Genomic DNA, 12,312 nt, shown 5'->3' with positions numbered 1-12,312 from the left:
GAGGACGCCTGGTACCCGCGCTCCCCGCGCCTGGCCTTCGACGAGGTCGTCACCACCGTCTGACCCGTACGGGCCGCACCCGGTACGGGTGCGGCGGCTCGGTACGGCACCACCGGAACCGAATCCACCGGTCCGCCGGAGCCCGTACCGCCGAAGCCCGTACCGGCCCGGCACCCGCACCGCCCATCACCCGCCCGCCCACGAGCGTCCAGGGGGCACCATGTCCGCCGCCGTATCCGCACCGCGTCTCGCCACCGGGACGCCGCCCGGCCAGGTCCCGGCCCTCTGGCTGGCGCTCCTCGCCGCACCCATCGCCACGGGAGCCAACGCCCCGGTCCTCATCCTTCCCGACATCGCCGACTCACTGGCGGTCTCCACCACGCAGGCGACGTGGATGGTCACCGCCTTCGCCTGGGCCATGACGGTCGGAACGCCCCTGGCCGCGGCCCTCGTCCGGCAGCGGGGCCTGCGGGTGGCCCTCGTCGCCAGTACGATCACCGCCCTCGTCGGCACCGTCGTCGTCGCGGCCGCGCCCTGGTTCCCGCTGGCGCTGCTCGGCAGGGCAGCGCAGGCCGCGGGCGGTGCGGGGCTGGTGGCGGTGGCGATGAACCTCGCCGGTTCCACCCGGCGCATGGGGGCGATCACCGCCGGATTCGGGGTGCTGGGCGCCGTAGGGCCGCTCCTCGGCTCCGTTCTCGCGGACGCGGCCGGCTGGCGGACCTCGCTCACCCTCTCCGCCCTCGCCCTCCTCGCGGCGCCCGCGATCTGGCGTCACACCGCGAGCTCCGCACCCGGACGCTCTCCGCAGACCGCGCCGTTCGACGCCGTAGGGGCCGGGCTGGTCGTGGCGGTCGTGTCCGGACTCGTCCTGATCCCCACCGCTCCCCTCGCGGGCGGTCTCACCGCCGCGGCCGCGCTCGTCCCGCTCGGACTCCACATACGGCGCCGTCCGGACGGGTTCGTGCCCGCCGCCGTACTGCGCTCGCGCACCTTCCTCGGCTCCGCCCTCCTCGCCTTCGCGTTCTCCACCTCCTACTTCATCCTGCTGTTCGCTCTCCCCCGGCTCACGCAGCGGCGAACGGGCTGGAGCGTCGAGGCCATCGGCACGGGCCAGCTGGTCGCACTCCTCACCGGTTCCGCCCTCTCCTGGCTGCTCGCCTCCGCGGCGGTGCGCCTCGGCCACCGCAAGGTGCTCACCCTCCTCGTCGCGGTCGGCGCGGCCGCACCCCTCGTCGCCGCCTTCGCCTCCTGGGGGCCGGCGCTCCTCCTGGCCGCCGCGGGCGCCGTGTTCGTCGCCACCGGCAGCAACGCCGTCCTGTCCGTACTCGCCTCCCAGCCCGCCCCGGCAGCCCAACGACCGGCGGCGATCGGCCTGTTCGTCCTCTTCTACCAACTCGGCGGAGCCATCGGCCCGGCCCTCGCCACACTCCTCGTCCTGGCCTGACCGCCGCGTCGCGCGGACTCGTACGCAGAAAGGCCCCGGCTCGGCGAGCCGGGGCCTTCCTCATGACCTCAGGGACCGACGACCTGGAGGGAGGCCCACAGTGCGGCCGTGGCGGCGACCAGTGCGGCCGGTGTGCTCAGGAGGCCGAGGCGGGTGAACTCGCCCAAGGACGCCCTGTCGTCGTGCTCCTGAAGGATGCGCCGCCACAGCAGCGTGGCGAGCGAGCCGACGTAGGTGAGGTTGGGGCCGATGTTCACACCGATCAGCACCGCCAGGACCGGCCCCGGTCCCGCGGGCGCGGCGAGCGGGAGCAGGGCGAGTGTCGCGGGCAGGTTGTTGATCAGGTTCGCGAGGAGTGCGGCGACCGCCGCGATCGCGAGCAGCGGCAGGAGTCCGTCGCCGTCCGGCAGGGCGTGGGCGAGCGCGTCGCCGAGGCCGTGGTCGACGACCGCCCGGACCACGATGCCCAGGGCCAGCACGAAGAGGCAGAACCCGGGCGCCGCGGACGCGCCGAGCCTGCGCACGGTGATCGTGCGCCGGCGCAGGGCCCGTACGCCGAGGACCAGCGTTCCGGCGAGCGCCGCCCAGGCCGGGCTCGCGCCCGCGAAGGAGGTGGCGGCGAATCCGGCGAGGGTCAGAGCGAGGACCCACAGTGTGACCCGGGGTACCGGCGCCGGTCGCTCGGCCTCGATCGGCGGGTCCAGGGTCTTGGCCAGCTCGGTACGGAAGAAGCGGCGGAAGGCGGCGTACTCGACGGCGATCGCGGCCAGCCACGGCAGCGCCATCAGTGCGGCGAACCGGGTGAAGGACAGACCGCTCGCGGTGAAGGCCAGCAGGTTGGTGAGATTGGAGACCGGCAGGAGCAGGGAGGCCGAGTTCGCCAGGTGGGCGCTCGCGTAGACATGGGGTCGCGCTCCGGTGCCCAGCCGGGCGGCGGTGGCGAACACCACCGGGGTCAGCAGCACCACCGTCGCGTCGAGGCTCAGGCCGGCCGTGATCACGGCGGCCACCACGAACACCCCGCCCAGCAGGGATTTCGGGCTGCGCCCGCACCTTCGCGCAACCGCGTCACCGGCGGCCCGGAACAGCCCGTCGTCGGCACAGAGCTGCGCGAGCACCAGGATGACGGCGAGGAACCCCACCACGGGCAGCAGGTCGCGCAGCTGCTCCCACGCGACCTGGGGCGACACCAGGCCGCACCCCACGAGCAGGGCGGCCGCAGGCACCGCCGCCACGGCCTCCGGCAGCCCCCGGGGACGTACGACAGCGAAAGCAAGCACTCCGAGCAGCAGGGCAAGGGACAGCGACTCGGCCACGACGGTACTCAGCGCGCACTCCCGGCAACGGAAACCAACCCGGCCGGACAGCGGCCACGAACGCGCACCAGGATCTCAGATGGATACGCCCACTCCGCCCGGCGGCTTCTGCGCGGCGGCTCCGGCCCAGGGGTAGACCGGAGCCGCCACGAATGCACCCGCGCTGTGCGCGGCGCGCTGCCGTCGAAACACCAGGTCGTCTGAGGAGGAGGGGGCGACGTCGAGGTGTTCTGTTCGGGCCCGTGGGGGCACCCGTAGTAAACATATATACCGTCGAGTAAGCAAGGGAATGAAAAAATTCATACGACCCGATGGCGGAAAGTTGCCCATTCAACCTGGGTGGTGCTCAGTCGTCCAGGAAGAAATGATGCTGGTCAGCCGCCTGCTCGTACTTCTCGAGACGGGTCTGTGTGCGCTCCGGGTCCGCGTCAGCCATGGCTTGAAGGATGGCTGCGGACAGCACCCCGGGCGCCGCGTAGGAGTCGAAGACGAGCCGTGACCCAGTGCCGGCGGCGAACACCACGTCGGCCTCGTCGACGAGCGGCCCGAGCGCGAGATCGGTGATCAGCGCGACACGCAGTCCGACGCCATGGGCGGCCCGGACGACGGCGAGGGTCTCGTTGGCGTGCCGGGGCATCGCGAAGGCCATCACCCATGTCCCGCCCGCCTCGCGCGCCTGGAGCAGCCCGTCGTAGGCGACCGTGCCGCCCCGAGTCACCACCCGTACGTCGGGGTGGATGCGCCGCGCCGCGTACGCGAAGTACTCGGCGAGGGAGACCGAGATCCGCAGACCGAGGACCGTCAGAGGGACGGATCGGGCCAGCTCACGGCCGATCTCGAGGATCTGGTCGGGGTCCGCGAGCACCCGCCGCAGGGCCGTCAGATTCTCGATCTCGGCGTCGACGGCCGACTGGAGTTCGTTACGGAGCTTCTCCTCCTCCTCGCCCGGGGCGCCGGCGGCGGCGCTGAGCGCGATGGGCTGAAGGGCCTCCCGGAGCGCGGGGTATCCGCTGAACCCCAGCGACGAGGCGAAGCGGGTCACGGACGGCTGACTGACGCCCACACGCTCCGCGAGCTCGGTGATCGACAGGAACGCGGCCTCGGTGAGGTGGTCGATCAGGAACTGGGCGATGCGGCGCTGCGCGGGAGAGAGCCGGTGGCTGCCGAACAGCGACCGCACCCGCTCGGCGGGCGAGGCCGCCTCGGCCGCCGCCTCCGACGAGCGCTTGCCCGGTGTGATCGCGGCTGCCTGTGCGCGCGCCTGCTGCCCAGATGGCACGGGGTGCCTCCTTCTCGTCTCTCTGCAGCCCAAGATAGTTCACACGGGCTGGCGTTCATCGGGCCGCGACACCGGCGACGGGCGCCCCGCCCGGCCACGGGGGCCCTCGGTACGACCGGTTCCGTACGTATGATCACGACGGCGAACGGACGACGACGGAGGCTCGAAGACATGGCGGACCAGCGCGTGTACCTCGTGACCGGGGGCGGGACGGGCATCGGGGCCGCGACCGCCCGGCTGCTGCGCGCGGCCGGTCACCATGTGGTGATCTCCGGGCGCCGGCCCGAACCCCTGCACCTCGTCGCGGAGGAGACAGGGGCCCTCGCCGTCCCGTCCGACATCGCCGACCCGGACGCGGTGCGGGCACTCGTCGACACGGCCTTCGCCGCGCACGGCCGCCTCGACGGACTCGTCCTCAACGCCGGTATCGGGCGCGGCGGAGGCGTGGGCGAGGTGACGCTCGAGGACTGGGACGAGGTCATGCGGACCAACCTCACCGGCCCGTTCCATCTGCTGCGCGCCGCGCTCCCGCATCTGCTCGACGCCCGGGGGGCCGTGGTCGCGGTCGCCTCGGTGTCCGCGCTGCGCAACGGCGTGGGCAATGCCGCCTACGCCACCTCCAAGGCCGCGCTGCTCCAGCTCTGCCGCTCGCTCGCGGTGGACTACGGGGCCGCGGGGCTGCGCGCCAACACCGTGTGCCCGAGCTGGGTGCGCACGGACATGGCGGACCGCCGGATGAACCGGTTCGCCGAGGAGGCGGGGCTGGAGGAGGGCGGGCTCGAGGCGGCGTACGAGGAGGTCACCCGCGTCCTGCCCGTCGGGCGGCCGGGCGAGCCGCGTGAGGTCGCCGAGGCCGTCGCCTGGTTGCTCTCGCCCGCGTCGTCGTTCGTCAACGGAGCGGTGCTCACCGTCGACGGCGGCGTGACCGCCCTCGATCCCGGCACGCTCGCCTTCGACTTCCGCATCGAGCCACGGACGCCGAGCGCCTGACGCCTCGCCGGGGAAGCGGACCCGATCCCGGCACGGCTCTGCCTGACGCTGCGTCATGGCGGTCGTGAGGAACGGTCGATCCGTTCCAGGTCCTGGAGCAGCGCCTCCAGCCAGGCCTCCACCGCGTAGAAGCGGCCCGGTGCCTCGGCCGGTGAGGTTTCCGACGCGTCGCCCACCGGCCCCGGCGCGCCGTGCGCCAGGGCCGGTGGGGCGTCCCCCATCGGGTCCAGGACCGCGGACAGCAGCAGCATCCGCCCGGCCACCCGGTCCCCGAGCCGGGTCAGCGCGGCGGCCACCGCGGGCTCCAGCGGCTCCACGACGACCGGCTCCGCCGATCCCTCCACCGCTACGGTCGGCGGCGCCGACAGCAGCCGCTCCGAGCCCCACAGCGTGTGGTGCCCGGTCAGCAGTGCCGCGTGCCAGTCGACCGGCCGCCGCCCCGCACCGGGCGGCTGCCCGGATCCGGACTCCCCCGCCTTCGGGCCCCGCGGTTCGCTCTGGAACTGCGCGTAGGCCGTCTCGGCCAGGACGAGCGCGTGCCGGAGCGAGCTGCTCACGGGTGGCTTGCCCGGATCCCGTACCCCTCCGGCCGCGATCGTCGAGGCCGTGGCGACCACGGCCTCGGCGGCGGTGCGCAGCAGCATCGTGCTCGAGCGCCGTACCTCGGTCTGCGCGCCGCGCGGCCAGGCCAGCAGGCCGAAGACGGCGCCGATCGCACTCCCGATCACCACGTCGAGGAGCCGGACCTCGGCCAGCCGCCAGGTGGTCGCCGTCAGCTGGGCGAACACCAGGGAGACCACCAGCGCGAAGAACGCCTGCGCCCAGCCGACGCCCTTCACCGGCCCCACCGTGAAGGTGATCAGCAGCAGCGGAAGCAGCATGGCCGCGTACACCGTGGTGTCCGCCCCGATGAGGGCGAGCAGCCCCGCCGTGCACAGGGCTCCGATCAGGGTGCCGGCGACCGCCTGGCGGATGCTGCCCCAGGTCGCGCCCAGGGTCGTGCGGGTCAGTGTCAGCGTCGCGAGGAGCGCCCAGAAGCCGTGCGGCAGCGTGTCCAGGCCGGCGATGGCCCTGGCGGCCGCCAGGGCCAGACTGATCCGCACCGCGTTCTGGAAGAACACCGACCGGCTCCCGGCGTTTCCCACCAGCCGCCGCCACCACAGCTGCGGCGCCCTCATGCGCGCGTACCAGAACCTGCCGGCCGGCAGGTCGGCCCCGTCGACGAGCCGCCCCCGTACCGCCAGTCCGGCGGCCGTGGCCAGCGCAAGCGCGGCGTCGGCCACTTCGAGCAGGTCCGCACGGCGGCGGAGCGTCGCGGGGTCCACCGACCGGGTCGGCACGGCGGCCAGCAGCGCCCGCTCCCGGGCGGGTCCGGAGTCCGGCGCCCCCGCTCCGGGGGCGCCGCGCAGCAGCGCGGCACTGTCCGCCGCGGATCGCCCGACGGCGCGCAGCAGGTCCAGGCCCGCGTCCTCCGGCGCCCGGCCCGCCGGTACGGCGCGGAGCCGTACCAGTCGGTTGAGGAGCGTCCGTGCCGAAAGGCCGGTGTGGGTCAGGCCCCGGGAGCGGACCCCGGCCCCGGCCGGCCGCTCCGCCTCCGGAACCTGCGAGGGCCGCAGCGCCTCGGCCGCCGCTCCGGCCGCCTCCGCGGTCGTCGGCGACAGCGCGAAGGGCGGGCGGGCCAGTTCCCCGGCGCAGCGTTCGGCGGTGACGGCGGCGCGCGCGGCGAGCTCCCGGTACGGCACGGTCGGTGGCTCGGGGAAGACGAAGATCTCGGCGAGGATCAGCAGAAGGATCCCTACGGTGGTGCCGGCCATCCGCTCGTCGATGGTTTCGGGGGCGTACGGCGGGAACGACGGCAGGATGTACAGCAGCTGGAGCCCCGGCGCCGCGCCCGCCGGGCGTGGCCCGCCCACGGCGAGGAAGGCCAGAGCGAAGCCGATGACCAGCATCCCGGCCACCGCGCTCCAGTTCCGTACGGCGAGGAAGGTGCCCACCGCGACCAGCACCCAGGCGACCGGAAGCAGCTTCACCAGGACGACGGCCCGCTGCCGCCCGGTCCCCGGGATGTGCGAGAGACCGGCCAGAGACACGGCGGAGAAGAGCGCGTACGTGGCCGCGACGGGCTGCTCGAACCCGTACAGGAACAGGTAGAACCCGGCCCCCGCGGCCAGCGTGACGCGCAGCGAGCGGCGGGCCGCGCCCACATAGGCGTCGGGCAGCCGGAGCAGACCGCTCGAGCGGCTCACCCCTCTGGCGCCCGGACGGCCGTCGGCACCGTTGGCACCCATGCCACCAGGATCGGCCACCCGCCGCGCTCCGGCACCCCGCGGCCCGGTGCCGGCCGCCCCGCTCGATCAGCCGACCGGGTCCCCCGGCGACACCCGGTGGACCTCGAGGCCGGGCGTGGCGAGCAGTTCGGCGATCAGCTGCTCCGAGCCGCCGACGTACGTGCTCACCAGGTCGACGTCACCGCCCACGCACCAGGCACGGTCCTGCGGCCACCACAGGTCGGGGAGTTCGGCGAACTCGTCGACGAGTTCCGGGGAGACCACGTCGGCCAGCGGTCCGGACAGCAGGATCTCGTCCCGCTCCGGGGTGGGGAAGGTGGGAACCCCGCCCCATTCCCGGCGGCCGTACCCTTCCCACAGCCCGTACCAGCACCGCTCCGGAGTGCCGGTGTGCCGCGCCAGCACGGGGATCACGGCCCGCGCGACCTCGTCAGGGGTGGGGCCTTCGGCGGGGTGCTCGTCCCACACGCCGGGCAGACCGTACTCGTGCAGGTTCTGGTAGAACCGCTCCGCGCCGATGACCTCGTGCCAGTCCGTCAGCGCGTCGACCTTCCGTCCATGGGCGGCGGCGACGGTGTCCCAGCGGACCGGGCGCTCGTCGAGACTCGCGGGGTGCAGCACGCGCGCGTACGCCGGGAATCCGGGCGCGGCGACTCCGGCCACGGTGCCGAAGTCACCATGGCCGGGGTGGCGTTCGCCGAGCCAGCGCGCCGGCGCGAGGTCCTCGACCTCGACGCGCAGACGTCCGTACGGGGCGGGGGCGGGCTCCCCGCCCGGCCGGGGGCTCCATGTGTCCATCCGTCCAGTCTCCCCCGCCCTGGACGACGGCCTCGCGGGCGCGCCCGAAAAGCAACCGCCCCCCGTCGACGCCTCCCTGGGTGGGAGGTGACGGGGGGCGGTGGTGACGACCTCGCCCTACCGGCGGCTGCGGATGAGCAGATGGAGGAAGTACGGCGTGCCGATCACGGCCGTCATGAGTCCGGCGCCGAGCTGGGTCGGGGCGATCACGGTACGGCCCACCAGGTCCGCGGTAGTGACCAGGATCGCGCCGAGGAGGACCGCGACGGGGATCACGCGCGCGTGCTGCCGGCCCACGAGGGCACGGGCCGCGTGCGGTGCCACGAGTCCCACGAAGCCGATGGTGCCCGCGGCGGCCACGGCGGTGGCGCTGAGCACCACGCTGAGGACGAGAAAGCCGAAGCGTCCCCTTCCCAGGCTCAGCCCGAGCAGCCTCGGGGTGTCCTCGTCGAGCGACACGAGGTCGAGTTCGGTGCGCCGCATCGCCGCGACGACCACGCCCACGACGAGGACGGCCATGAGGGGCAGCACGTCGGTCAGGGACCGCCCGTAGGTGGAGCCCGAGAGCCAGGTGAGCGCCTTCGTCGCGTTGAACGGGTCGGTGAGGATGATGAGAAGGCTGATCAGGGCCGATGCCCCGATGGCGACACCGAAGCCGACGAGGACGAGCCGGTTCTGCTGGAACCCGCCCCGGGCGGCCAGCCCGAAGACGATGACGGAGCTGATCGCGGCGCCCGCGAAGGCCGCCCCGGACAGGCCCCACCCTCCGGCCAGGGGCACGGTCGTCACGAGGAGGACGGCGCCGAGCGCGGCGCCGCCTGAGATGCCCAGAACGGCCGGTTCGGCGAGCGGGTTACGGGTCACGGCCTGGACGAGCGTGCCGGCCAGGGCGAGCGCGGCGCCCGCGAAGAGGGCGGCGAGGACGCGTGGCACGCGGGTGTCGAGGACGAAGGTCATGGTCCGTCCGGCCCGCCCCTGCGCCCAGTTCAGCACGTCGCCCAGGAGCAGTTTGCTGTCACCGAGGAGCACGGAGGCGATGGTCACTCCGACCAGGACGAGCACCAGGACGGAGGTGGTGGTGAGGAAGACCGTCCTGCTCCTGATGCGCAGCCGCTCGGACGCGGCGGCCTCGGCCGTGTCCCGGGCCCGCGTGGCCATGACGATCAGGAAGGCGGCGCCGACGAGGCTGGTGACGACACCGGTCGGCACGCCGACCGCCACGTCCGCCGCGACGACGGCGCGGAGCAGCACGTCGGAGCCGAGCACCAGGGCCACACCGGTGAGCCCGGCGGCCGGCAGGTACATCCGCGTACGGGTGAACCCGCGGAACCTGCGGGCGAGGGGACGGACGATGGCGGGGGCGCACAGGCCGACGAAGCCGACGGGTCCGGCGAGGGTCACGGCGGCCGCGGAGAGCAGGGCGGCGAGCACGACGGCGGTGACGCGTGTGGCACGGACCGGCACGCCGAGGCCGCGCGCGGCGTCGTCACCGAGCGCCAGGGCGTCGATCCGGCGGGCGAGAAGCAGCAGTCCGACGACGCCGACGACGGCGATCGGTGCCATCTGCAGGACGCCGTCGAAGCCGTTCTGGGCGATGCTGCCCTGGTTCCACTGGTAGAGCCCCTCCGTCTGACGGGGGAACAGCAGAAGCAGGCCTTCGGTGACGGCGGTGAGGCCCAGGGTGAGGGCGCTGCCCGCGAGGACCAGCCGGACGGTGCCGGTGCCCAGGCCGGAGAGTCCGAGGACCACGGCCGCCGCGGCGAGGCCGCCGACGAACGCGATGCCGGAGGAGGCGAGGAGCGGCAGCGAGAGGCCGGTGACGGCGGTGAGGCCGAGGGCGAAGTAGGAGCCCGCGTTGACGGCGAGGGTGTCGGGCGAGGCGAGGACGTTGCGGCTGACCGCCTGGAGGGCGGCGCCCGCGATGCCGAGCGCGGCGCCGACGAGCAGGCCCGCGGTCATCCTCGGCAGTCGGGAGGCGATGACGACGGAGGCGTCGGCCGGTTCGGCCCGGCCCGTGAGCGCCTTCCACACTTCGGGGGCGCCCACGGCGGCCGTGCCCTGCGTGATGTCCACGACCGCGAGGGCCGCGACGAGGAGGACCAGGGCGGCCGTCACCGCGGCCGCGCCCGTCCGGGACGGGGCCGCCGACGGACGGGTGGCGGGGGTTGTTGCGGTGACGGCCATGGTGTTACTTCGTCAGCGCGGCGACGACGGCGTCGATGTACTTGTTCATCGACTCGGGGCCGCCGAACATCCAGATGCCGTCGGGCAGGCGGTGGACGTTGCCCTTCTTGACGAACGGCAGCGACGTCCAGACCTTGTCCTTGGCGAGGACACCGGTGAACGGCGTGCTGGACTTGTCGCCCTCGCTGCCGATGTACGCGAACTGCACGTCACCCAGCTTGGTGAGGCCCTCGACGTCGGTGGCGGCGAGGCCGTAGCTCTCGTCGCCCTTGACCGTCCAGGCGTTCTTCAGACCGAGCTTCTCGTTGACGCCGCCGAGGAGCGAGCCGCTCGTGTAGGGCCGGATCGAGACCTGGTTGGAGACGACGTACCCGTCGGCGAAGGCGTACTTCGTGCCGGCGAGACCGGCGTCGGCGAGGGCCTTGGCACCCTCGGCGAGCTTCGCCTCGAACTGCTTCTTGAGCTTCTCGGCCTGCTGCGTGGTGCCGGTGGCCTGCGCGATGAGGTCGAGGTTCTTGGTCATCCGGCCGATCGGGTCGGCGGCGTCCGCGGGGCGGAGCGTGAGGACCGGGGCGACCTTGCGGAGCTGCTTGACGGCAGCCTCGGGCAGGTCGGTGGTGGCCACGATGAGGTCGGGCTTCAGCGACGCGACGGTGTCCATGCTCGGCTCGCCGCGCGTGCCGATGTCCTTGGGCTCGTTCTTCAGCGGGACGGCGGTGTCCCAGGTCTTGTAGCCCTTGACGTCGGAGACGCCGACGGGGTCGACACCCAGCGAGATGAGGCTCTCGACCGCGTTCCACTCGGTCCCGACGACCTTGGCGGCGGGACCGTCGAGCTCGACCTTCGCGCCCGTGGCGTCGGTGAGGGTGATGGGCTCGGCGGTCTTCTTCGCGTCGTCGGCGGCGGGCTCGGTGGTCCCGCAGGCGGACAGGGTGATGGCCGCGACGGTGGCGGCCGCGGTGAGGAGGAGGCGTCTCATGAGGTGGTGCTGAGCCTTTCGCTTCGCGAGTGGTGTCGGCCGATCGCACGGGTGCGCAGCCGACCGGTGAGGGGGTCGGTGTCGACTTCGATGCGGATGCCGTACGTGTCGGTCAACCGCTCCGGTGTCAGTACGTCCGCGGGGTCGCCGTCGGCGACGACCCGCCCCTTGTCGAGCAGAACGATTCGGTCGGCCACGGCCGAGGCCTGGTCGAGGTCGTGCAGGACGGCGCCGACGGCGATGCCGTGGTCGTCCGCCAGATCGCGCATGAGGTCGAGGAGTTCGACCTGGTAGCGCAGGTCGAGATAGGTCGTGGGCTCGTCGAGCAGGAGCACGCCCGTCTGTTGGGCGAGGCAGCCGGCCAGCCAGACGCGCTGGAGCTGTCCGCCGGAGAGGTGCTCGGCACCGCGTTCGGCGAGTTCCTCGACGCCGGTCATGGCGAGCGCGCGGTCCACCGCGGCCCGGCCGCCCGGGTCGGCCTTGCCCCAGCGCCCCCGGTAGGGGTAGCGCCCGAACTCGACGACGTCGCGCACGGTCAGCCCGCTGGGCGTGGGGCGCCCCTGCGTGAGGAGCGCGACGCGGCGCGAGAACTCACGGGGGCTCAGCGCGAGGCCGTCGGTGTCGCCGTCGATGACGAGGGTGGCTGCCCTGGGCCGCTGCAGCCGCGCGATCGTACGCAACAGCGTCGACTTTCCACTGCCGTTCGGCCCGACCAGGACCGTCACTTCGCCCGGCCGCAGTGTCATGGAGGCGTCGTGTACGACATCGACGCCTTCGTAGGCCACGGTGACTCCCGTGGCCGAAAGTTCATGGCCGTGGGGACGTGAGGTCGCGACGGTCTCTTCACCTGCTTGCACGGAGGAGAGGTTAGCCTATCCTTACTCGCCACGGATAGGCCCCCCGGAGATCCGCGACAAGAGGGAATCCGGCCAAGGTCTAAATCGGCCCGGCCGGGCCCGCCCCGGCGCACCGGGGCGCCCGGGCCGGCCCCGGAAAACCCAGTGGGGGGCGGGAGAGCCGGCGGGCCGGGGGGC

9 protein-coding genes are annotated in these 12,312 nt (G+C 73.5%); 2 read left to right on the top strand and 7 right to left on the bottom strand.

Annotated features, from left to right (window positions below):
• The first annotated feature begins 220 nt into the window (after nt 1-220).
• Complete coding sequence (locus ACFC0D_RS36645) at nt 221-1,444, top strand: MFS transporter (RefSeq protein WP_376445928.1); 1,224 nt, start codon at nt 221-223, stop codon at nt 1,442-1,444.
• Between the two features lie 68 nt (nt 1,445-1,512).
• Here ACFC0D_RS36645 and ACFC0D_RS36640 read toward each other — a convergent pair whose 3' ends face one another.
• Together ACFC0D_RS36640 and ACFC0D_RS36635 are read right to left on the bottom strand one after the other, a co-directional pair.
• Entirely contained in the window at nt 1,513-2,760 is a 1,248-nt protein-coding gene (locus ACFC0D_RS36640) for an SLC13 family permease (RefSeq protein ID WP_376445926.1), read from the bottom strand.
• A gap of 346 nt (nt 2,761-3,106) precedes the next feature.
• On the bottom strand, nt 3,107-4,039 hold the full coding sequence (locus tag ACFC0D_RS36635) for a MurR/RpiR family transcriptional regulator (protein WP_376445924.1): 933 nt from the start codon (nt 4,037-4,039) through the stop codon (nt 3,107-3,109).
• A 171-nt stretch (nt 4,040-4,210) separates the two neighbouring features.
• On the opposite strand from ACFC0D_RS36635, the gene ACFC0D_RS36630 reads away from it, so the two are divergent.
• Nucleotides 4,211-5,029 (top strand): SDR family NAD(P)-dependent oxidoreductase, encoded by an 819-nt coding sequence (locus ACFC0D_RS36630; protein WP_376445921.1) that lies wholly within the window; start codon nt 4,211-4,213, stop codon nt 5,027-5,029.
• A gap of 53 nt (nt 5,030-5,082) precedes the next feature.
• Here ACFC0D_RS36630 and ACFC0D_RS36625 read toward each other — a convergent pair whose 3' ends face one another.
• From ACFC0D_RS36625 to ACFC0D_RS36605, 5 genes are all read right to left on the bottom strand, one after another.
• Nucleotides 5,083-7,317 (bottom strand): FUSC family protein, encoded by a 2,235-nt coding sequence (locus ACFC0D_RS36625; RefSeq protein ID WP_376445918.1) that lies wholly within the window; start codon nt 7,315-7,317, stop codon nt 5,083-5,085.
• A 66-nt stretch (nt 7,318-7,383) separates the two neighbouring features.
• Nucleotides 7,384-8,115 (bottom strand): hypothetical protein, encoded by a 732-nt coding sequence (locus tag ACFC0D_RS36620; protein WP_376445916.1) that lies wholly within the window; start codon nt 8,113-8,115, stop codon nt 7,384-7,386.
• A gap of 117 nt (nt 8,116-8,232) precedes the next feature.
• Nucleotides 8,233-10,299 (bottom strand): iron ABC transporter permease, encoded by a 2,067-nt coding sequence (locus ACFC0D_RS36615; protein WP_376445914.1) that lies wholly within the window; start codon nt 10,297-10,299, stop codon nt 8,233-8,235.
• A 4-nt stretch (nt 10,300-10,303) separates the two neighbouring features.
• A complete protein-coding gene (locus tag ACFC0D_RS36610) occupies nt 10,304-11,278 on the bottom strand; it encodes an ABC transporter substrate-binding protein (protein WP_376445911.1) in 975 nt (324 codons plus the stop codon).
• On the bottom strand, nt 11,275-12,135 hold the full coding sequence (locus ACFC0D_RS36605; protein ID WP_376445908.1) for an ABC transporter ATP-binding protein: 861 nt from the start codon (nt 12,133-12,135) through the stop codon (nt 11,275-11,277). The genes ACFC0D_RS36610 and ACFC0D_RS36605 overlap by 4 nt, the downstream gene beginning before the upstream one ends.
• Nucleotides 12,136-12,312: the final 177 nt, after the last annotated feature.

The organism is Streptomyces sp. NPDC056222, from assembly GCF_042264065.1.
GTDB lineage: Bacteria > Actinomycetota > Actinomycetes > Streptomycetales > Streptomycetaceae > Streptomyces.
Note: the sequence above shows the minus strand (reverse complement) of the source record. Positions and strands in the feature narration are given on the sequence as shown.